Origin of the sequence: Cellulomonas sp. ACRRI (assembly GCF_022346185.1) — a bacterium.
Classification (GTDB): Bacteria; Actinomycetota; Actinomycetes; order Actinomycetales; family Cellulomonadaceae; genus Cellulomonas.
This window is the reverse complement of the sequence record NZ_JAKRMS010000029.1, coordinates 1-21231: the sequence shown is the minus strand read 5'-3', so window position 1 is coordinate 21231 and position 21231 is coordinate 1. Positions and strand designations below refer to the sequence as shown.

The window sequence follows — 21231 nt, the reverse complement described above, 5'->3', positions numbered from 1 at the left end:
TCACGGCAGGACCTCCATGGACAGCCCGGTGCCCGGGTCCGGCGGGGGCGGGTCGGCGTGCGGGTGGGTGTGCTCGTGCTCGGGGCCGGCGTGCTCGCCGCGCGGGGTGGGCGGCGGGCCGTCGTAGACGACCCGGCCGTGCCGCAGGGCGACCGCGCGGTCGATGAGCCCGGCGAACGCGCCGAGCTCGTGCAGGATCACCAGCACCGTGCCGCCCGCCTCGTGCAGCCGGCGCACCGTGGCGACGAACGTCTCCTGGGTCGGCAGGTCGATCCCGGAGGTCGGCTCGTCGAGCACCAGCAGGTCGGGCTCGCGGACCAGGGCGCGGGCGATGAGGACCCGCTGCTGCTGGCCGCCGGACATCTGCAGCACCGAGCGGCGCGCGTGCCGGGCCATGCCCACCTGCTCCAGCGCGGCGAGCGCCCGCTTCCGGGCGTCCCGCGGCGGGCGGAGCGTGCGACCGTGCACCAGGCCGGACACGACGACCTCGACCGCGGTGGCCGGGACGCCGCCCCCGGCGGGCAGCCGCTGGGGCACGTAGCCGATCCGGTCCCACGGGACGCCGTTGCCGAGCGCGCCGCCGAGCAGCCGGACCTCGCCCGCCGTGCGCGGCGCGATGCCGAGCAGCGCGCGGACAAGCGTCGACTTGCCGGAGCCGTTGGCGCCGAGCAGGGCGACGACCTCGCCGCGCTCGACCCGCAGGTCGACCCCCTGCAGGATCTGGTGGCCGCCGAGCACGACGTCGACGCCGGTGGCGAGGACCGCGGGCTCGGGCGCGGTGGTGTCGGTCACGAGCACGAGAGTGCCGTACGGAGGGTCTCCAGGTTCGCCCGGGCGACCGAGACGTAGTCCTGCGTGTCGTCCGTCAGGCCCTCCAGCGGGTCGAGCACCGCGGTGTCGACGCCCAGCTCGTCGGCCAGCGTCTCGGCGACCTTCGGGCTGGCGAGCGTCTCGAAGAAGATCGTCGACACGCCCTCGTCCTGCACGACCTTCCCGACCTCGGCCAGGCGCGCCGGCGACGGCTCGCCCTCGGGGTCGACGCCGGAGATCCCGACCTGCTCCAGGTCGTACCGCTCGGCGAGGTAGGAGAACGCCTCGTGGGTGGTGACGATCGTGCGGCTCTCGCAGGACGCCAGGCCGGTCTCGTACTCCGCGTCCAGGTCGGCCATCCGCTGCGCGAACGCCTCGGCGTTGGCCTGGAACTCGTCGGCGTGGTCCGGGTCGATCTCGGCGAGCTGCGCGGCGACGTCGTCGGCGACCGCGGGCAGGCGGGTGGGGTCGAGCCAGAAGTGCGGGTCGAGGGAGCCGTGATCGTGGCCGTCGTCCTCGGCGTGCTCCTCCTCCCCGTCCTCGGCGTGCTCGGCCGCGTGCAGCTCGGTGTCCTGCGCCGCGTCCACGACGTGCGCCGGCGGGTTCGCGTCGACCGCGTCGTCCACCGACGCCTGGAACTCGGACAGGTAGACGACGAGGTCGGCGCGGCCGACCGCGTCCACCTGGGCGGGGGAGAGCTCGAGGTCGTGCGGCTCCGCCCCGGGCGGGGTGAGGGTGTCGACCTGCACCAGGTCGCCGCCGACCTGCTGCGCCACGTACTGCAGCGGGTAGAACGAGGCCAGCACCGCGATGCCGTCGCCGGAGCCGCCGCCGGAGCCGCCCGAGCCGGGGGAGGAGCAGGCGGACAGGGCGAGGAGGACCCCCGCGGACACGGCGAGGGGACGGGTGCGGCGACGGGGCATGGGACCATCATCGGACTGTTGAGAACGAGTGTCAAAACCGGGAGGCGGCGCCCGCGTACCGAGGCGCGGCGCCGCCGGTCACGGGCGCTCCTCGCCCGGTAGCCTGTCCGACGATCCCTTCCCCCGCGCCACCCAGGCGCGCAGGACCTCGGCACCAGGAGCACTCACCGTGGCAGCACCCTCCCGTCTCGACTCCGTCGTCTCCCTCGCCAAGCGGCGCGGCTTCGTCTTCCAGAGCGGGGAGATCTACGGCGGTTCCCGCTCCGCGTGGGACTACGGGCCCCTGGGCGTCGAGCTCAAGGAGAACATCAAGAAGCAGTGGTGGCGGACCGTCGTGCAGTCGCGCGACGACGTGGTCGGCCTGGACTCCGCGGTGATCCTGCCGCGCCAGGTGTGGGTGGCCTCGGGCCACGTCGGCGTGTTCACCGACCCGCTGACCGAGTGCCTGCACTGCCACAAGCGGTTCCGCGAGGACCAGATGATCGAGGAGTTCGAGGAGAAGAAGGGCCGCGCGCCCGAGGGCGGCCTCGCCGAGATCGCCTGCCCGAACTGCGGCACCCGCGGCCGGTGGACCGAGCCGCGCGACTTCAACATGATGCTCAAGACCTACCTCGGCCCCGTCGAGGACGAGTCCGGCCTGCACTACCTGCGGCCCGAGACCGCGCAGGGCATCTTCGTGAACTTCGCCAACGTGCTCACCACGGCCCGCAAGAAGCCGCCGTTCGGCATCGGCCAGATCGGCAAGTCGTTCCGCAACGAGATCACCCCCGGCAACTTCATCTTCCGGACCCGCGAGTTCGAGCAGATGGAGATGGAGTTCTTCGTCGAGCCCGGCACCGACGAGACCTGGCACCAGTACTGGATCGACCAGCGCACCGACTGGTACGTCGACCTGGGCATCTCGCGCGAGAACCTGCGGCACTACGAGCACCCCGCGGAGAAGCTGTCGCACTACTCCAAGCGCACCGTCGACATCGAGTACCGGTTCGGCTTCTCCGGCTCCGAGTGGGGCGAGCTCGAGGGCATCGCGAACCGCACCGACTTCGACCTGTCGACGCACAGCACGCACTCCGGCCAGGACCTGTCGTACTTCGACCAGACCTCCGGCGAGCGGTGGGTGCCGTACGTCATCGAGCCGGCCGCCGGCCTGACCCGGTCGCTCATGGCGTTCCTCGTCGAGTCGTACGCCGAGGACGAGGCCCCGAACGCCAAGGGCGGCGTCGACAAGCGCACCGTGCTCAAGCTCGACCCGCGCCTCGCGCCGGTCAAGGCCGCGGTGCTGCCGCTGTCCCGCAACGAGGCCCTGTCGCCCAAGGCGCGCGACCTCGCCGCGGAGCTCCGGAAGTCCTGGAACGTCGACTTCGACGACGCCGGCGCCATCGGCCGCCGGTACCGCCGCCAGGACGAGATCGGCACCCCGTTCTGCATCACGGTCGACTTCGACACGCTCGAGGACCAGGCCGTGACGATCCGGCACCGCGACGACATGACGCAGGAGCGGGTCGCGCTCGACCAGGTGACCGGCTACCTCGCGCAGCGGCTCGTCGGGGCCTGACCCCTGGGCGGCACGCACGGCCACGCGCACGGCGCGGGTCCGGCCCCCGACGTCACCGTCGGGCGGCGGGCCCGCGCCGTCGTCGTCGTGCTGCTCGGCGTCGCGCTGCTGGCGACCCTCGCCGGGCTCGCGGCGCTCTGGCCGCGCGAGGACGCGCCGACGCTGCAGACCATGCCCGACGGGTCGTCGTACGTCGAGGTGACCGCCACCGACGTCGACCTGCTCGCGGACGCGGAGACCGGGCCGGCGCTGCTCGCGGAGACCGACGACGGCGAGTCGATCACCGTGCAGGTCGCTCCCGAGTACCTCGACGTGATCGAGGCGGGCGACCGGATCCGGGTGCTGACGCTGCCGCAGGCGGGGGGCGCGGCGCCGTACGTGTTCGTCGACCTGGTGCGCGGGCCGCCGATGGCGCTGCTGGCCGCCGTGATGGGCGTCCTGGTGCTGGCGGTGGCGCGGCTGCGCGGGCTGGGTGCGCTCGCGGGGCTCGTGGTGTCGGTCGGCGGGGTGCTCTGGTTCACGGTGCCCGCGCTGCTCACCGGCGGGCCGCCGCTGCCGGTCGCGCTGGTCACCGCGTCGGCGCTCATGTTCGTGCTGCTCTACCTGGCGCACGGGGTGTCGATCCGGACGTCGACCGCGCTGCTGGGGACCCTCGGCGGGCTGCTGGCGACCGGCGCGCTCGCCGCCTGGGCCACCGGGGCGACGCACCTCAACGCCCTCAGCGGCGAGTACGCCCTCGACCTGCGCGCCAACGCCCCCGAGGCCGACCTGCAGGGGATCCTGCTGTGCGGCATCGTGCTCGCCGGCCTCGGCGTGCTCAACGACGTGACCATCACCCAGGTGTCGGCGGTGTGGGAGATCCGGGCGCTGTCCCCGGTCGCGTCGCGGCGGGACCTGTTCCGCGGCGGCATGCGGATCGGGCGGGACCACATCGCGTCGACCGTGTACACCGTCGCGTTCGCCTACCTGGGGGCGGCGCTGCCGCTGATCCTGCTAGTGGCGATGTCCGACCGGACGCTGCTCGACACGCTGACGTCCGGGGAGATCGCGGAGGAGGTCGTGCGGACGCTGGTCGGCTCGATCGGCCTGGTGCTCGCGATCCCGCTGACGACCGCGATCGCCGCGGCCCTGGCCCCGGCCCCGTCCCCGGCCGCGGCGGGGGAGCCGGCGAGCGACCAGGACACCGCCGCCGCCCCGACGGCCTGACCCCGACGGCCTGACCCCGACGGCCTGACCTGGCCCTCCCGACCCGCGCCCCCCTCTTCGCCGAGATGGCAACTCTCGGCTGTGCGAGGCGCCCCGGTCACAGCCGAGAGTTGCCATCTCGGCGGATGTGGTTCTGGACGAGAACTCTGGTGGCGCAAGTAGTTGATCTGTTACGGTACTCGACATGACACAGGCAACCGACCGCACAGCCGCGGGGTCGGACGCGTTCGCCGCCGACCTGCTGCGCGGGCACACCGACACGATCGTGCTGGGGGTGCTGCGCCGCACCGACCGGTACGGCTTCGAGGTCTACAAGGCGATCCGCGACGCCACCGGCGGTCAGCACGAGATCAAGGAGGCGACGCTGTACGCCTCGTTCCGGCGCCTCGCCCGCGACGGCCTCGTCGAGGCCTACTGGGGCGACGAGTCCCAGGGCGGACGCCGCAAGTACTACCGGATCACCGACGCCGGCCGCGCCGTGTACCGCCGCAACGTGGCCGACTGGCGCGCCACCCAGCAGATCATCAACACGCTCCTGGACCTCGAGGAGGGCCCACGATGACCACCACCGTCGACACGAGCATCCACCGCGCGCTGGACCGCGCGTTCGCCGCGGCACCGGCCTCCGCCGAGGCGCAGGACCTCAAGGAGGAGGTGCGCGCCAGCCTGATGGCCCGCGCGGCCGACCTCGAGGCCGCCGGCGCCGGCCCCGCGGACGCGGCCCGCACCGCGCTGGCCGAGATCGGCGACCTGCGCGACGTCGTCGCCGCGGTGGCGAACGGCCCGGCGGACGACGAGGGCCACGCGGCGCTGCTCGCGACGCACCGGGTTCGGCCCAGGCCGGCGTTCGTCGTGCGGGTGTCCCTCGCCGCGGTCGTGCTGGCGGGAGCGGCGGCGCTCGTCGCGCTCGTCGCCACCGGGGTGCTGGGCTGGTCGCTCGCCGCGGGCGCGGCGCTGGCCGCGGTCGCAGGCCTGGCGACGGGCGCGGTGGTCGCGGACTCGCTGCGCCAGGAGACGACCCAGAACTACCCGCTGCCGGCGGGCCGGGCCCTCGGCTTCGGCGCGGCGGGCGCGGCGGTCGTCGCGGCGCTCGGCCTCGGCGGGCTGTTCGCGGCGCACCTGGACCGGCCGTGGCTCGCGGCGGTGGCCGGCGTGCTGCTCGTCGCCGGCGTGCTCGGCTTCGTCGTCCTCGGGGTCACGCAGACCAACCGGCACAAGCCGTGGACCGTCGAGCTCGGGCGGCAGGCGGTCGGCCAGGACCGGTTCACCCGGGAGCCGGAGGCGGCCGCGCGGTTCGGCATCTACTCGGGGGCGCTCGGGCTGGTGGCTGTCCTGGCGTTCGTGGTGCTGACCATGACCGTGGGGATCGCGTGGTCGTGGCTCGCGCTCGTCGGGGGGATGGTCGTGCACATGGTCCTGCTGGCCCGCATGCTGTTCCCCGCGGCCCACGGCCCCGCGGCCTGACGCCCGTCGCGGAGCGCGGCGCGCGGGTGCGAGCGGGCGGGGCGTCAGGGCGTCAGGGGGCCGGGTCGGCGGCGTCCGCCGCCGTGACCGCGTGCACGTGCGCGTGCGCGTGGGTGTCCGGCGCCGCGTGCCGCGCCGGGGCCGCGCCCGCCCGCGTCACCACCAGCGCCGCTATGCCGGTCGTGAGCGGGATCGCCAGCACCAGGCCGATCGACGACACCATGGTCCGCACGATCTCCTCCGCGAACTCCCCGGACGTCAGCGTCGGCCCGAGCGGCAGGCCGTAGAGCTCGAGCAGCAGCAGCACCGGGAGGGCCGCGCCGGTGTAGGCGAACGCGATCGTGTACACCGTCGACGCGATGTGGTCCCGGCCGATGCGCATGCCGCCGCGGAACAGCTCGGCCCGCGACGCCCCGGGGGACACCGCGCGCAGCTCCCACACCGCCGAGGCCTGGGTGATCGTCACGTCGTTCAGCACGCCGAGCCCCGCCAGCACCAGGCCGCACAGGAACAGCCCGCGCAGCGAGGTGGCCCCGGTCTCGCCGAGGAGCTGCGCCAGCCGGTAGGAGTCCTCGCTGCTCACGCCAGACAGCCGCGCCCACGCGGCCCCGAGCACGCCCAGGACGGTCGTCGCCGCCAGCCCCGCCAGGGTGCCGAGCAGCGCCGCCGACGTCCGGAGCGACAGCCCGTGCGCCAGGTAGAGCACCACGGCCATGATCAGCGTGGACGCGCTGAGCGCCACGACGACGGGGTTCTCACCCCGGACCAGCGCCGGGAGCACGTAGACCCCGATCAGCGCGAACGCGAGGAGCAGCCCGATCAGCGCCCGCAGCCCGCGGCCCCGCGCGACCAGGATGATCGCCAGCGCGAACACCAGCGCGATCGACACCAGCGGCAGCGTGCGGTCGTAGTCGTGCCAGGCCCAGACCTCGGCGTCGGTGCCGGTCGCGGGGTAGTGCTCGACGAGGATGCGGGTGCCGGCCGGTACCTGGTCGGCGGTGGTGGACGCCGTGGCCCACACCTCGACGTCCCGCCCGCGGTCCGGGCCGCTGGTGATCGTCGCGTGCACCTGCAGGCACGCCACCTCCTCCGGGATGGTGCCGTCCGGCTGCCGGTCCTCGACCGTGCCCTGGCACTGCTCCACCGACGTCCCGGTGACCGTCGCCGTCGGGTAGTCGATCGCGACGTCGCTGATCTGCCGGGCCGTCGACGGCTCGCCGTGCGGCCAGGTCAGCACCATGCCGACGGCGGCGGCGAGCACGAGCGGCAGCAGGATCGCGGCGATGACGCGTCGGGTGCGCAGGGCGTCGGGGGAGGGCACGGGGCGATTCTGCCGGGTGCGCCGCGGTCCCGCCCCGGGGCCCGCTCGCCGGGCGGGCCGGCGGCCGGTCCGACCCCGGTCAGGGCCGGGCCGCGAGGTCCACCCGCGCCGTGGGGGACAATCGAGGCATGACCGCTCCCGCCACCGTCGACCCGGCCGCCCCCGCGGCCGAGGGGCACGTGCTCCCGCCGCTGCGCATCGGACCGCTCACGATCGACACGCCCGTGGTGCTCGCGCCCATGGCCGGCGTCACGAACGCGGCGTTCCGCCGGTTGTGCCGCGAGTCGGGCGCCGGGCTGTACGTCGCGGAGATGGTGACCTCGCGGGCGCTGGTCGAGCGCGGCGAGGAGTCGATGCGGATCATCTCCCACGCGCCCGACGAGAAGCCGCGCTCGGTGCAGGTGTACGGCGTCGACCCCGCGACGGTGGGCGCGGCGGTGCACCTCATCGCGTCCGAGGACCGCGCCGACCACGTCGACCTCAACTTCGGCTGCCCGGTGCCCAAGGTCACCCGGCGCGGCGGCGGTTCCGCGCTGCCGTGGAAGCGCGAGCTGTTCGAGTCGATCCTGAAGGCGGCCGTCGACGCGGCCCGGCCCTACGGGGTCCCGGTGACCGTCAAGATGCGCAAGGGCATCGACGACGACCACCTGACATACCTCGAGGCCGGCCTGGTCGCGCAGGACCTCGGCGTCGCCGCGGTCGCGCTGCACGCCCGCACGGCCGAGCAGTACTACTCCGGCACCGCGGACTGGGAGGCGATCGCGAGGCTCAAGGAGACGGTCACCGACATCCCGGTCCTCGGCAACGGCGACATCTGGTCCGCCGAGGACGCCGTGCGCATGGTCCGGGAGACGGGCTGCGACGGCGTGGTCGTCGGCCGCGGCTGCCAGGGCCGGCCCTGGCTGTTCGCCGATCTGGCCGCGGCGTTCGCGGGCTCGGACGCGCGCATCACGCCCGGCGCCCGGTACGTCGCGCAGATCATCCACCGGCACGCCGAGCTGATGGTCGAGCACTTCGGCGACGAGGGGAAGGCGCTGCGCGAGCTGCGCAAGCACATGGCGTGGTACTGGAAGGGCTACGTGGTGGGCGGCGAGCAGCGCGCGGCGCTCGGGCTCGTGTCGTCCCTGGCCGAGCTCGACGACCGGCTCGCGGCCCTCGACCTGGACCAGCCGTACCCGGGCGAGGCGGCGGAGGGCCAGCGCGGCCGCGCCGGCAGCCCGAAGCGGCCGCACCTCCCGGACGGCTGGCTGGACAGCCGCGACCTCTCGGAGGACTTCCGCCGCGGCCTCGCCGAGGCCGAGCTGAGCGTCAGCGGCGGCTGAGCCGCGCGCTCCCGCGTGCCGTGCAGACGCACGGGGGGCACGGTCAGGCGCGGGCGACCCCGACGCGCGCCGCCAGCGCCGCCACCGTGGCGCGCGTCGCGTGCGGGGCACCCAGGGACTCCGTCCCGACCGCCAGGGCGCCCGTCGCGGACGCCCACGCCAGCGCCTCCGCCGTCGAGCGGCCGTCCAGCGTCGCCGTGAGCAGGCCCGCGAGGAACGCGTCGCCCGCGCCGTTCGTGTCGACGACCGCCGCCGCCGGGGCCGCGCCGACCTCCCAGAACCCGCCCGCGTCCAGCGCCAGCGCCCCGCGCGCGCCGCGGGTGCAGACCGCCAGCCGCGCGCCGCCGGCCACCCGGGCCCGCAGGTACGCCACCGGGTCCGCGAGCCGGGCCTCGGACACCAGCAGCACGTCCGCCCCGTCGGCGAACGGCCGCTGGAACGCCGCCACGCCGTCGTCGTCGTGGACGTCGCACCACACCGGTACGCCGGCCTCCCGCGCCGCGGCCAGCACCGGGACCGACAGCTCCGCGAGGTCCACGACGGCGGCCCGGGCCCCCGTGAGCCCGGCCGTCGCGTCCACAGGCCCGCCCGGCGACGGCAGCGTCAGGTACACCGACACCCGCCCGCCGTCCGGCGCCATGAGGTTCACGTGCCGCTCGGTCGACCCGTCCCGCGCCGGCACCGCGTCGAGCGCGATCCGCGGGTGCGCCAACGCGCCGCGCACCGCGTCCCCGAGCGCGTCCGCGCCGAGCACGGTCCGCAGCCGCACGTCGACCCCCAGCGCCGCGAGCGTCACCGCCTTGCCCGCGGACGTCCCGCCGAGCCCGTCGTGGTGCCCGGACGCGAACAGCGTCTGCGACCGCGCGTCGGGCAGCGCGTCGAGGCGGATCAGGGTGTTCCAGGAGGCGGGCCCCACGACGACGACGGGGCCGCCCCCGTGCGTGAGGGCGGCCCCGTCGGGGTGCGTCACGGCGTCAGCGCGCCCGGAGCCAGACGGTGGTGTCACCGGGCAGCTCCGCGCCCACCGGGGCGTCGCCCGGCAGGCCGGAGGCGAGCAGCACCTCGGCGCCGGCGGGCAGCGCGACCGGGGACGAGCCGAGGTTCGCGACCACGACCACCGAGCCGTTGCGCACGGCGATGACGTCCTCGTCGTCCTGGAAGTCCGGCTCCCAGGACGCCCCGCCCAGGCCGAGCTTCTCCGCCCGGCGCAGCCGCAGCGCGGCCCGGTACAGCTCGAGCGTGGAGCCCTCGACGCCGTCCTGCGCGTCGGCGGCGAACGCGGCCCACTCCGCGGGCTGCGGCAGCCACGTCTTCCCGTTCGGCGAGTAGCCGAAGCCCGGGGCGTCGGCCTCCCACGGCAGCGGGACGCGGCAGCCGTCGCGGCCCTTCTCGGCGCCCTGCGTACGGAAGAACGCGGGGTCCTCGCGCACCTCGTCGGCGAGGGCGGTGTGCTCGGGCAGGCCGAGCTCCTCGCCCTGGTAGACGTAGGCCGAGCCCGGCAGGCCGAGCATGAGCAGCGAGGCGGCGCGGGCGCGGCGCAGGCCGAGCTCGGCGTCGGGCTGCTCGTCCTCGGCGCCGATGCCGTTGGGGCGCGACGACGGGTCGGCGAGGCCGAGGCGGGACGCGTGCCGGACGACGTCGTGGTTCGACATGACCCAGGTGGTGGGTGCACCGACGGTGTCGTTGACCTGGTAGGACGCCGCGATGACCTTCTTCAGCGCGGGGGCGTCCCAGCCGGTCGCCAGGAAGGCGAAGTTGAACGCCTGGTGCATCTCGTCCGGGCGCACGTACCGGGCCAGGCGGCTCAGCGGCTCGACCCAGGCCTCGGCGACGAGCATCCGGTCGCCGTCGTACTCGTCGAGGACCTTGCGCCACGCGCGGTAGATCTCGTGCACGCCGTCCTGGTCGAACATCGGGCCCTGGTTGCCGGAGCCGGAGACGGCGTCGCTGTCGTCGGCACCCTCGATCATGGACACGTGGCCGTCCCAGTCGGGCAGCCCCTCGGCCTTGACCATGCCGTGGGCGACGTCGACCCGGAAGCCGTCGACCCCGCGGTCCAGCCAGAACCGCAGCACGTCCTCGAACTCGGCGCGGACCTCGGGGTTCGACCAGTCGAGGTCGGGCTGCTTGGAGTCGAACAGGTGCAGGTACCACTGGCCGTCGTCGACGCCGTGCTGCTCCGGGGTGAGCCGGGTCCATGCCGGCCCGCCGAAGATGGAGCCCCAGTTGTTCGGCGGCTCGGTGCCGTCGACCCCGCGGCCGTCGCGGAACAGGTACCGCGCGCGCTCGGGGGAGCCCGGGGGCGTCTTCAGGGCCTCGGTGAACCACACGTGCTCGTCCGAGGAGTGGTTCGGGACCAGGTCGACGACGACCTTCAGGCCCAGCTCGTGCGCGCGGCCGAGCAGCGCGTCGAAGTCCGCGAGCGTGCCGAACAGCGGGTCCACGTCCCGGTAGTCCGCGACGTCGTAGCCGGCGTCCGCCTGCGGGCTCTTGTAGAACGGCGACAGCCAGACCGCGTCCACGCCCAGCGCCGCCAGGTGGTCCAGCCGCGCGGTGATGCCCGGCAGGTCGCCGATGCCGTCGCCGTTCGCGTCCGCGAAGGACCGCGGGTAGACCTGGTAGATCACCGCGTCCCGCCACCACGGGCCGTCGACGGGGCCGGGCTCGTGCACCACCTCCGGGGCGGGGCGGGAGATCGGCTGCTGGTCGAGCTGGGTCACGCTGGTCCTCCGGGGGAGACGGGTGCGGAGCTGGTGGAACCGCGCACGATGAGCTCGGGGTGGAACAGGAGCTCCGTGCGCGAGGTGGGGGTGCCGTTGATCTCCGCCATGAGCGCGGAGACGGCGGCCTGGCCCATCGCCTGGACGGGCTGGCGCACCGTCGTCAGCGGGGGGTCGGTGAAGCCGATCAGCGGCGAGTCGTCGAAGCCGACGACCGACACGTCCTCCGGGACGCGCAGGCCGCGGGACCGGGCGGCGCGGATGACGCCGAGGGCCATGAGGTCCGACCCGCAGATGATCGCGGTGTGGCCCGAGTCGAGGAGCTCGTGCGCCGCGGTGGCGCCGCCCTCGACCGTGAACAGGGTGGTGTTGACGTGCGGCGCGGCGTCCTCGACGCCGAGCTGGGCGCGCAGCTGGGTGGCGAACGCCTGGCGCTTGCGGGCCGCCGGCACGAACCGCTCCGGGCCGATCGCCAGGCCGATGCGCCGGTGCCCGAGGGCGACGAGGTGCCGGACGGCCAGCTCGATCGCCACGGAGTCGTCGGTGGCGATGCTCGGGGCGTCGACCGCCTCGGCCCGGCCGTTGACGAGCACGATCGGCAGGCCGCGCCCGCGCAGCGCGTGGTAGCGCTCCACCGACGCCTGCGTGTCCGCGTGCAGGCCCGAGACGAACAGGATCCCGGCCACGTCGTGGTCCAGCAGGATCTCGACGTACTGGTCCTCGGTGGTGCCGCCGGGCTGCTGCGCGCACAGCAGCGGCGTGTAGCCGCGCTGGGTCAGCATCGACTCGATGACCTGGGCCATCGCCGGGAACACCGGGTTGGACAGCTCGGGCACCACGAGGCCGACCAGGCCGGCCGGCCTGGTGCGGAGCTTCTCGGGTCGCTCGTAGCCGAGGACGTCGAGGGCGGCCAGCACCGCCTGCCTCGCCTGCGAGGAGACGCCGGGCTTGCCGTTCAGGACCCGCGACACGGTCGCGGTGGAGACGCCGGCCTGCTCGGCCAGGTCGGTGAGGCGTGTGCGCACGGTCGCGAGCGTAGAGGGCACCGTCGCCTCCTCGTCGTCGTTGTCGTCATCCGATCGGGGCTGCTTCGTCCCCTCGGGTCGGAGATCACTGTAACCGATGCCTGAAAGTTACCGTAACGGCTTGCAACGGGACCGGGAAGTTGATTACCGTCCCCGTCATCGAGCCAGCGCCGGCGGTGCCGGAGACGGCTCGCACCGCCCCTTCTGACGCTGGGAGAACACCCTGATGCGACGGAGCATCCCCGCCCTCGCCACGACGGCCGTCCTCGCGCTCGCCCTCGCGGCGTGCTCGAGCTCGGACACCCCGTCCGACGCCACCTCCGACAGCCCCGCCGCCGACTCCGGCACCGAGGGCACCCTGACGATGTGGGTCGACGACACCCGCATCGACTCCATGCGCCCCGTCGTCGAGGCCTTCACCGAGCAGTCCGGCGTCGACGTCGACCTGGTCCAGAAGGCCACGGGCGACATCGGCCCCGACTTCGTGACCCAGGTCCCGACCGGCGAGGGCCCGGACATCATCGTCTCCGCCCACGACGGCCTGGGCGAGTGGGTCAACAACGGCGTCGTCGCGCCGATCGAGCTCGGCGACAAGGCCGACGAGTTCGCCGACTCCGCGGTCGCCGCCATGGCCTACGACGGCCAGACCTACGGCGTGCCGATCTCGATCGAGAACATCGCGCTGGTCCGGAACAACGCGCTGCTGCAGGACACCCCGGCCACCACGTTCGACGAGCTCGTCGAGCAGGCCAAGGGCGCCGGCACCGACTTCTCCGTGCTGATCCAGCAGGGCGAGGAGTCCGACCCGTACCACCTGTACCCGCTGCAGACCTCGTTCGGCGCCCCGGTGTTCGAGCAGTCCGCGGACGGCTCCTACACCGACACGCTGGCGCTCGGCGGCGACGCCGGCCACGCCTACGCCCAGTACCTGGCCAAGCTGGGCCAGGAGAAGGTCCTCGACCTGTCGATCGACGGCGACAAGGCCAAGCAGGCGTTCCTCGACGGCCAGGCGCCGTACATCGTGACCGGCCCGTGGAACACCTCCGCGTTCGAGGAGGCCGGCATGGACATCTCGGTGCTCCCGGTCCCGTCGGCCGGCGGGCAGCCCGCGCAGCCGTTCGTCGGCGTGCAGGGCGTGTTCATCTCGGCGAAGTCGGCCAACCCGGTGCTCGCCAACGAGTTCGTCGTCAACTACCTCACCACCGAGGAGGCGCAGGACGCGCTGTACGCGGCCGGCGGCCGCCTCCCGGCGCTGACCGCCTCGGCGGACAAGGTCGACGACCCGGTCCTGCAGGGCTTCAACGACGCGGGCGCCACCGGCGCGCCGATGCCCGCCATCCCCGCGATGAGCTCGGTGTGGTCCTTCTGGGGCGCGACCGAGGCGCAGATCGTCGGCGGCCAGACGGCCGACCCGGCCGGCGCCTGGGACGCGATGGTCCAGAACATCCAGGACGCCATCGGCGGCTGACCGCCTCCGCGACCGCCGGGGTGCCCACGAGGCGCCCCGGCGGTCGCCGCTCGCCCCCCACCCCCGACCCAGCAGCACCGCCGCGCCGCCCGGAGGCACCCGCATGTCCGACCAGTCGACCGTCCAGGAGGTCGCGCCCGGCGACCCCGGGACGACCCGCCCGCCCCGCCGGCGCGTGCCCCGCGGCACCACGTCGCACGCCCGCTCCTTCTCCCCGGGGTTCATCGCCAAGCTGATCCTCGTCGGCACGGTCGACGCGCTCGGCGTGTACGGGATCCTGTCCGCCTGGGCCGTGGGCCAGTGGGGGATCCTGGCGTTCCTGGTCGTGGCGCTCGCCGTCGCGAACTGGGCCTACTTCTCCCGCCGGATGCTGCCGGCGAAGTACCTGGTGCCCGGCCTGGTGTTCCTGGTCGTGTACCAGCTGTTCGCCATGGGCTACACCGGCTACGTCGCGTTCACGAACTACGGCGACGGCCACAACTCGACCAAGGCCGACGCGATCTCGCAGATCGCCGCTCAGAACGAGCGCCGCGTCGAGGGCTCGCCCGCGCTGCCGCTCGCGGTCGTGCAGAGCGGTGACGAGCTCGGCTTCGCGGTCGTCACCGAGGACGGCGACGCCCAGGTCGGCACCGCCGAGCAGCCGTTCGAGGACGTCGACGCCACCGTCGAGTCCGGCCGCATCACCGCCGTCCCCGGCTGGGAGGTGCTCGGCTTCGCGCAGGTCGCCGCGGACCAGGAGGCGATCACCTCGCTGCGGGTGCCGTTCTCCGACGACCCCGCCGACGGCTCCGTCCGCACCCAGGACGGCTCGACCGGCTACGTGTTCCAGTCGACGCTCGAGTACGACGCCGCGAGCGACACGTTCACCGACACCGAGACCGGCACCGTCTACTCCCCGGGCGAGGGCGGCAACTTCGTGTCCGAGGACGGCGAGCGGCTGACCCCCGGCTGGCGGGTCGGCGTCGGCTTCGACAACTTCACCGCGATGGTCACCGACTCCCGGATGGCCGGGCCGTTCGCGCAGATCTTCGTCTGGACCTTCGTGTTCGCGTTCCTGTCCGTGGTGACGACGTTCGCGCTCGGCCTGTTCCTCGCGATCACGTTCAACGACCCCCGGGTGCGCGGCCGCAAGGTCTACCGCTCGCTGCTGATCCTCCCGTACGCGTTCCCGGGCTTCCTGTCCGCCCTGGTCTGGCGCGGCATGCTGAACGAGCGGTTCGGCCTCATCAACGAGGTGCTGCTCGGCGGGGCGTCGATCCCGTGGCTGAGCGACCCGTGGCTGGCGAAGGCCGCGATCATCGGCGTGAACCTGTGGCTCGGCTTCCCGTACATGTTCCTCATCTGCACCGGCGCGCTGCAGTCCATCCCGCACGACATGACCGAGGCCGCGCGGATCGACGGCGCGGGGCGCTGGCGGATCTTCCGCTCGCTCACGCTGCCGCTGCTGATGGTGTCGGTGGCGCCGCTGCTGATCTCGAGCTTCGCGTTCAACTTCAACAACTTCTCGCTGATCTACATGCTGACCGGCGGCGGACCCAACTTCGTCGGCACCCCGTACGTGGTGGGCCACACGGACATCCTCATCTCGATGGTCTACTCCGTGGCCTTCGAGTCGGGGGTCAAGCAGTACGGCGTCGCCAGCGCGCTGTCGATCGTCATCTTCCTGATCGTCGGGGTCATCTCCTACCTCGGCTTCCGTCGCACCCGCACCCTCGAGGAGATCTGAGATGGCCCGCACGATCGAGCAGCACACCGCGGTGCGCGGCCGCCGCTGGTGGTCCGAGGTCGGCTGGCGGCACGTCGTCGGCGTCGTGATGATCGCGGTCTGCCTGCTGCCGCTGCTGTACGTCCTGTCCGCGTCGCTCAACCCCGGCGGCACGCTGACCGGCTCGAATCAGCTGTTCCGCACGATCAGCCTCGAGAACTACACGGAGCTGGGCCCGCGGGGGTACGACAACTGGGCGCTCAACTCGCTCGTGGTGTCCACCGCGACCGCCGTCGGCACGGTGCTCATGGGCGCCGCCGCGGCCTACGCGTTCTCGCGGTTCCGGTTCCGCGGCCGCCGCTCGGGCCTGACCACGCTGCTGCTGGTGCAGATGTTCCCGCAGATGCTCGCCTTCGTGGCGCTGTTCCTGCTGCTGCTGTCGCTGTCCGAGGTGTTCCCGGCCATCGGGCTCAACACCCAGCTCGGCCTGATCTGCGTCTACCTCGGCGGCGCCCTCGGCGTGAACACGTTCCTCATGTACGGGTTCTTCAACACCGTGCCGCGCGAGCTCGACGAGGCCGCCAAGATCGACGGCGCCACGCACGCGCAGATCTTCTGGACGATCATCCTGCGGCTGGTGGCGCCGATCCTCGCGGTCGTCGGGCTGCTGTCGTTCATCTCGTCCTACGGCGAGTTCATCATCGCCAAGGTCGTGCTGCAGCGGCCGGAGCGGTTCACCCTGGCGCTCGGCCTGTACAACTGGGCGTCCGACGAGCGCAACGCGCGCTGGGGCATCTTCGCCGCCGGCGCGGTGATCGCCGCGATCCCGGTCGTGCTGCTGTTCCTGTTCCTGCAGAAGTACATCGTCGGCGGCCTCACCGCCGGCTCCGTGAAGGGCTGAACCGCTTGTCCGACCCGACGACGCGGGGCCGGCACGCCGCCGGCCCCGCCGCACCCGACGCCGTCGCCGTGCCGCTCGGCGCGCACCACGACGGCTCCGCCCTCTACGTCCCGGCGCGGACGCCGGCGCTCGGCGACGTGGTGCCGGTGCGGCTGCGGGTGCCCGCCGGGGCCGGGCCGGACCCCGAGGTGTGGCTCCGGGTCGTGGAGGACGGCGAGCCGCGGGTCTACCCGGCGCGGGCCGACGGGGGCGACGCGCACGAGCGCTGGTTCACCGCCGACGTGCCGGTGACGAACCCGGTCACGTCGTACCGGTTCCTCCTCGCCGGCCCCGGCCGGCCCGGCGGCCAGGAGTGGCTGAACGGCGAGGGCACGATCGCCCGGGACGTGCCGGACACCTCGGACTTCCGGCTGTCGACCACGCCGCCCGGGCCCGCCTGGGCTCGCGACGCCGTCGTCTACCAGGTGTTCCCGGACCGGTTCGCGCGCTCCTCGGGCCGGCACGACGGCCCGCCCGAGGGCGACCTGCCCGACTGGGCGCTGCCCGCGGCGTGGGGCGACGAGCCCATCGGCGGCGGGCCCGGCACCGGGACACAGCTGTACGGCGGCGACCTCGGCGGCATCGAGCGGCGGCTGGACCACCTGCAGCGGCTCGGCGTCGACACCCTCTACCTGACGCCGGTGTTCCCCGGCCGGTCGAACCACCGGTACGACGCGCGGACGTTCGACCACGTCGACCCGGTGCTCGGCGGGGACGAGGCCTTCGCCTCGCTGGCGCGGGCGCTGCACGGCCGCGGGATGCGGCTGGTCGGCGACCTGACGACCAACCACACCGGCGACGCGCACGACTGGTTCCGGCGCGCGGTCGGGGACCCGGCGGCGGAGGAGCGCTCCTTCTACTACTGGCAGGACGCCGAGCCGGGCTACGTCGGCTGGCTCGGCCACGCCTCGCTGCCGAAGCTCGACCACCACGCGCCCGCGCTCGCCGCGCGGATGTTCGGCGGCCCGTCGTCGGTCGTGGGCCGGTACCTGTCCGAGCCGTTCGGCATGGACGGCTGGCGGGTCGACGTCGCGAACATGACCGGCCGGCAGGGCGCGGACGACCTGACGCACGAGGTCGCGGAGCGGATGCGCGCGGCCATGGCGGAGATCAACCCGGACGCGGTGCTGATCGCGGAGCACTTCCACGACGCGGGCGCCGACCTCCGGGCCGCCGGCGGCTGGCACGGGACGATGAACTACTCGGCGTTCACGCGCCCGGTGTGGACCTGGCTCACCGACCCGGCGTCCGAGGCCGCGGCGGGGCTGCGCTACGTCGAGCTGCCCGTGGGCATCCCGCGCCGGCCCGGCACCGCGGCCGTGGCGGCCATGCGCGAGTTCGGCGCCGCCGTCCCGTGGAGCGTGACGACCCACCAGTGGAACCTGCTCGGGTCGCACGACACCGCGCGGTTCCGGACCATCGCCGGCTCGCGGGACCTGGTCGAGGTGGGCGTCGGCCTGCTGATGACCTACCCCGGCACGCCGGTGCTGTTCGCGGGCGACGAGGGCGGGCTGGTCGGGCGCAACGGCGAGAACTCGCGCGTGCCGATGCCGTGGGACCAGATCGACGCCGGCGGCGGCCCGACGTGGGACACCGGGCTGTTCGAGACGTACCGGTCGCTGATCGCGCTGCGGCGCTCGTCCCGCGCGCTGCGCGAGGGCGGGCTGCGCTGGGCGCTCGTCCGGGACGACGCGATCGCGTACCTGCGGGAGACCGCCGACGAGCGGGTGCTGGTGCTCGCGGCGCGGGCGCCGTGGGGCGGGGCGCTGCTGCCCGGCCACCTGCTGGCGGCGGGGGAGCAGCCCGAGAACCTGCACGGCGGGGCGGCGCTCGGGGTCGAGCCGGGCGGGCTGCGGCTGCCGGGGGACGGGCCGGGCGTGCAGGTGTGGCGGCTGGCGTGACGCGGCAGGTCAGGACGCGGTGATCGTCCGGATCGCGCATCGCGCGACGCCCGCGCGCGCGATCCGTGCGTCCGCGGTCACCAGGGTCGCGTCGTGCGCCTCCGCCGCCGCGACGTAGGCGGCGTCGTACGCCGAGAGGTTCGTCCGCACCTGCCACATCCGAGGCAGCAGCGGAGCCGTCGGCGTCACGGCGACGGTGGCGGCGGCGAGCGCACCCACAGCTGCGTCGGCTCGGGCCTGGCCGATCTTGTCGCCCAGGAGCAGGCCGCGGATCACGGCGAGCACCTCGACGTGCCACTGCTCGGGGACGAGCCACGCCGGATCGGCGCGCAGCGCGCGGTCGGCCGCGGCTGCCCGAGGGTCGTCGCCGGTGAAGAGCAGGGCGAACGCGGAGGCGTCGGGGACGATCACGCCGAGCCGCCCGGCCGGTCGCGGCGGGCGGCGTCGAGCGCGTCCAGCACGTCCTGCCCGGAGGCGGGTGACTCACGGCGCCAGGCGGCGACCGCGTCCAGCAGCGCGACGTTGTAGTCGAACGCCGCCTCCCGGAGCACCATCTCGCGCAAGAACGCCTGCAGGCTCTGTCCCTTGGCCCGCGCGCGCCGGGCGAGCGCGTCGCGCGCGTCGTCGGGGATGTCGCGGATCTGGAGGGCCACCATGCTGCCATTGTGCATGCACTCTGCATGCGGCGGTAGGCCGCGCCTGGAGCCGGTGCCGGGGTCGCCCGCCTAAACTGGGGCCCGTGACCAGCGAGCACCCCGACGGCTACGTCGACGCCGACCGGGAGCGCTGGGTCGCCGAGGCGCCCAAGTCGCGCTCCCGGACCCCGTTCGAGCGCGACCGCGCGCGCCTGGTGCACTCGTCGGCGCTGCGCCGGCTCGGCGCCAAGACCCAGGTGCTCGGCCCGTCGAGCGACGACTTCGTCCGCACGCGGCTGACGCACACCCTGGAGGTCGCGCAGGTCGGCCGGGAGATCGGCAAGACCCTGGGCTGCGACCCGGACGTCGTCGACACGGCGTGCCTCGCGCACGACCTCGGCCACCCGCCGTTCGGCCACAACGGCGAGCGCGCGCTGGCCCACCTCTCCCGCGACATCGGCGGCTTCGAGGGCAACGCGCAGACGCTCCGGCTGCTCACCCGCCTGGAGCCGAAGGTCGTCGGGCCGGACGGCGTCGCCGTGGGGTTGAACCTCACCCGGGCCTCCCTCGACGCATCCGTCAAGTACCCCTGGGGCGCCGGCGAGGGCCCGCTGTCCGCGACCGGCCGCCCGACGCACAAGTTCGGCGTGTACGCCGACGACCTGCCGGTGTTCGCCTGGCTGCGCGACGGCTCCCCGACCGGACGCAAGTGCCTGGAGGCGCAGGTCATGGACCTCGCCGACGACATCTCCTACTCGGTGCACGACGTCGAGGACGCGGTCGTGGGCGGCCGGTTCGACCTGTGGGTGCTGACCGTCCCGGATCAGCGGGCGCGGGTCGTCGAGGCGATCCAGACCTGGTACGGCGATGCGATCGACGCCGCCGGGCTGGAGGCCGCGATGGACCGCCTGGTCGCCGCCGAGCTGTGGCGCCCCGGGTTCGACGGCACCCGGGGGGCGCTCGCGGCGCTCAAGGACACCACCAGCCAGCTCATCGGCCGGTTCGCCCGCGCCGCGCAGGTCGCCACCCGGGAGCGGTACGGGCCCGGCCCGCTGACCCGGTACGCCGCGGACCTCATCGTCCCCGAGGAGACCCAGGCCGAGATCCTGGTGCTCAAGGGCCTCGCGGTCGCCTACGTCATGGCGCCGCGCGAGCTCGAGCCGCTCTACCAGCGGCAGCGGGAGATCCTGGCCGACCTGGTGCACGTGCTGTCCGAGCGGGCGCCGCTGGCGCTGGAGCCGCCGTTCGCCGCGGACTGGCGCGCGGCGGCGGACGACGCGGCCCGGCTGCGGGTCGTGGTGGACCAGGTGGCGTCGCTCACCGACGTCAGCGCGGCCGCCTGGCACGCGCGGCTGGCGCCCCCGCCGCGGTACTGACGCAACCTCCGAGCCCCGCGGTGCGTGTACCTGGTGTGAGAGTCACCATCGCCGCCCCGGCCGAGGGGCCCGACGCGCCGGCGGAGCTCCTGCTCCCCGTGCAGCCCGACCGCGGGCCCGAGGGCGCGGCGCGCCGCGAGCCCACCCGCCGGGCGACCGCCGACGAGGAGTTCGCCCTGTTCATGGGCGACGCCGCGCCCGCCCTCGCCCGGACGGCCTGGCTGCTGTGCGGCGACGCCCACCAGGCCGACGAGCTCGTGCAGCAGGCGCTCGTCCGCACCTACCTCGCGTGGCCGCGGGCGCGCGAGCGCGACCCGCTCGCCTACGCCCGGCGTGTGCTGGCGAACCTGCGCGTCGACACCTGGCGCCGCCGGCGCCGCGAGGTGCTGACCGACCCCGGCGACCTCCCGGACGGCGCGACGCCGTCCGGTGCCCAGCAGCAGGCGGACCGCGACCAGCTGGTCCGGGCGCTGGCCACGCTGAGCACCCGGCAGCGGCGCGTCGTCGTGCTCCGGCACCTGGAGGGCCTGTCCGAGGCCGAGGTCGCCGAGGACCTGGGCGTCACCGTCGGCACCGTGAAGTCCACCGCGTCGCGCGCGCTCGCGCGGCTGCGCGCCTCGCTCGGCGAGGACGCCGCCGGCCCCGGCCGCCCCACCGACCCGAGGAGCACCCGATGAGCACCGACGACGAGTTCGTCCGCGACCTGCGCTCCCGCGTCGAGGCCGCCGCCCCGAGGATCGACGTGCACCTGACGGGGGTCGTGCCGCACGCCCGGCGCCGGCGGGCCTGGACCCGCGCGGCCGGGGCGGGCGCGGCCGGCGGGCTGGTGCTCGCGGGGGTGCTGGTCGGGCAGGCATGGG

At 74.4% G+C, this 21231-nt stretch carries 20 protein-coding genes; 12 read left to right on the top strand and 8 right to left on the bottom strand.

Annotated elements, in window-relative coordinates:
• Together MHY85_RS07880 and MHY85_RS07875 are read right to left on the bottom strand one after the other, a co-directional pair.
• Complete coding sequence (locus MHY85_RS07880; protein WP_239195228.1) at positions 1-792, bottom strand: metal ABC transporter ATP-binding protein; 792 nt, start codon at positions 790-792, stop codon at positions 1-3.
• Positions 789-1733 (bottom strand): metal ABC transporter substrate-binding protein, encoded by a 945-nt coding sequence (locus MHY85_RS07875; protein ID WP_239195226.1) that lies wholly within the window; start codon positions 1731-1733, stop codon positions 789-791. Before MHY85_RS07875 ends, MHY85_RS07880 begins: the two co-directional genes overlap by 4 nt.
• 169 nt (positions 1734-1902) lie before the next feature.
• Between MHY85_RS07875 and MHY85_RS07870 the strand changes: the two genes are divergently transcribed.
• From MHY85_RS07870 to MHY85_RS07855, 4 genes are all read left to right on the top strand, one after another.
• Positions 1903-3288, top strand: coding sequence for a glycine--tRNA ligase (locus MHY85_RS07870; protein ID WP_239195224.1), 1386 nt, complete (start codon positions 1903-1905; stop codon positions 3286-3288).
• Positions 3289-3375: 87 nt separating this feature from the next.
• Positions 3376-4494, top strand: coding sequence for a YibE/F family protein (locus tag MHY85_RS07865; RefSeq protein WP_239195222.1), 1119 nt, complete (start codon positions 3376-3378; stop codon positions 4492-4494).
• A 184-nt stretch (positions 4495-4678) separates the two neighbouring features.
• A complete protein-coding gene (locus tag MHY85_RS07860; protein ID WP_239195220.1) occupies positions 4679-5056 on the top strand; it encodes a PadR family transcriptional regulator in 378 nt (125 codons plus the stop codon).
• Positions 5053-5958, top strand: a complete 906-nt coding sequence (locus MHY85_RS07855) for a permease prefix domain 1-containing protein (protein ID WP_239195218.1) — start codon at positions 5053-5055, stop codon at positions 5956-5958. The genes MHY85_RS07860 and MHY85_RS07855 overlap by 4 nt, the downstream gene beginning before the upstream one ends.
• A 52-nt stretch (positions 5959-6010) precedes the next feature.
• Here MHY85_RS07855 and MHY85_RS07850 read toward each other — a convergent pair whose 3' ends face one another.
• The gene (locus tag MHY85_RS07850) at positions 6011-7279 is read right to left on the bottom strand and encodes a YibE/F family protein (protein WP_239195216.1); all 1269 of its coding nucleotides are present in this window, start codon (positions 7277-7279) and stop codon (positions 6011-6013) included.
• 128 nt (positions 7280-7407) lie between these two features.
• Between MHY85_RS07850 and dusB the strand changes: the two genes are divergently transcribed.
• Positions 7408-8601 carry a tRNA dihydrouridine synthase DusB gene (dusB, locus tag MHY85_RS07845; protein ID WP_239195214.1) on the top strand — a complete coding sequence of 398 codons (1194 nt, stop codon included), beginning with the start codon at positions 7408-7410 and terminating at the stop codon, positions 8599-8601.
• Between the two features lie 43 nt (positions 8602-8644).
• Here dusB and MHY85_RS07840 read toward each other — a convergent pair whose 3' ends face one another.
• Genes MHY85_RS07840 through MHY85_RS07830 form a run of 3 tightly spaced genes read right to left on the bottom strand, consistent with a single transcriptional unit; the run spans position 8645 to position 12346 of the window.
• Complete coding sequence (locus MHY85_RS07840) at positions 8645-9571, bottom strand: carbohydrate kinase family protein (protein WP_239195212.1); 927 nt, start codon at positions 9569-9571, stop codon at positions 8645-8647.
• A 4-nt stretch (positions 9572-9575) separates the two neighbouring features.
• On the bottom strand, positions 9576-11321 hold the full coding sequence (locus MHY85_RS07835; protein WP_374233188.1) for a glycoside hydrolase family 13 protein: 1746 nt from the start codon (positions 11319-11321) through the stop codon (positions 9576-9578).
• Positions 11318-12346, bottom strand: coding sequence for a LacI family DNA-binding transcriptional regulator (locus MHY85_RS07830; RefSeq protein ID WP_239195210.1), 1029 nt, complete (start codon positions 12344-12346; stop codon positions 11318-11320). The genes MHY85_RS07835 and MHY85_RS07830 overlap by 4 nt, the downstream gene beginning before the upstream one ends.
• 226 nt (positions 12347-12572) lie before the next feature.
• Here MHY85_RS07830 and MHY85_RS07825 point away from each other — a divergent pair, with 226 nt between their 5' ends.
• From MHY85_RS07825 to MHY85_RS07810, 4 genes are all read left to right on the top strand, one after another.
• A complete protein-coding gene (locus tag MHY85_RS07825) occupies positions 12573-13814 on the top strand; it encodes a maltose ABC transporter substrate-binding protein (protein ID WP_239195200.1) in 1242 nt (413 codons plus the stop codon).
• Positions 13815-13917: 103 nt separating this feature from the next.
• Positions 13918-15540, top strand: a complete 1623-nt coding sequence (locus MHY85_RS07820) for an ABC transporter permease subunit (RefSeq protein WP_239195198.1) — start codon at positions 13918-13920, stop codon at positions 15538-15540.
• Between the two features lies 1 nt (position 15541).
• The gene (locus tag MHY85_RS07815) at positions 15542-16420 is read left to right on the top strand and encodes a sugar ABC transporter permease (protein WP_239195196.1); all 879 of its coding nucleotides are present in this window, start codon (positions 15542-15544) and stop codon (positions 16418-16420) included.
• A 5-nt stretch (positions 16421-16425) separates the two neighbouring features.
• Entirely contained in the window at positions 16426-18360 is a 1935-nt protein-coding gene (locus tag MHY85_RS07810; RefSeq protein WP_255732318.1) for a glycoside hydrolase family 13 protein, read from the top strand.
• A gap of 9 nt (positions 18361-18369) precedes the next feature.
• Here the strand turns inward: MHY85_RS07810 and MHY85_RS07805 are convergent, their stop codons facing one another.
• The gene (locus MHY85_RS07805) at positions 18370-18771 is read right to left on the bottom strand and encodes a PIN domain-containing protein (protein ID WP_239195194.1); all 402 of its coding nucleotides are present in this window, start codon (positions 18769-18771) and stop codon (positions 18370-18372) included.
• A complete protein-coding gene (locus MHY85_RS07800; protein ID WP_239195192.1) occupies positions 18768-19016 on the bottom strand; it encodes a hypothetical protein in 249 nt (82 codons plus the stop codon). The genes MHY85_RS07805 and MHY85_RS07800 overlap by 4 nt, the downstream gene beginning before the upstream one ends.
• A gap of 83 nt (positions 19017-19099) precedes the next feature.
• Here MHY85_RS07800 and MHY85_RS07795 point away from each other — a divergent pair, with 83 nt between their 5' ends.
• The 3 genes from MHY85_RS07795 to MHY85_RS07785 form a co-directional block, all read left to right on the top strand.
• The gene (locus MHY85_RS07795; protein ID WP_239195190.1) at positions 19100-20371 is read left to right on the top strand and encodes a deoxyguanosinetriphosphate triphosphohydrolase; all 1272 of its coding nucleotides are present in this window, start codon (positions 19100-19102) and stop codon (positions 20369-20371) included.
• 98 nt (positions 20372-20469) lie between these two features.
• Positions 20470-21048, top strand: a complete 579-nt coding sequence (locus MHY85_RS07790) for a SigE family RNA polymerase sigma factor (protein WP_374233199.1) — start codon at positions 20470-20472, stop codon at positions 21046-21048.
• On the top strand, positions 21045-21231 hold a 187-nt coding region (locus MHY85_RS07785; protein ID WP_239195188.1), incomplete at its 3' end, for a hypothetical protein. The genes MHY85_RS07790 and MHY85_RS07785, both read left to right, overlap by 4 nt.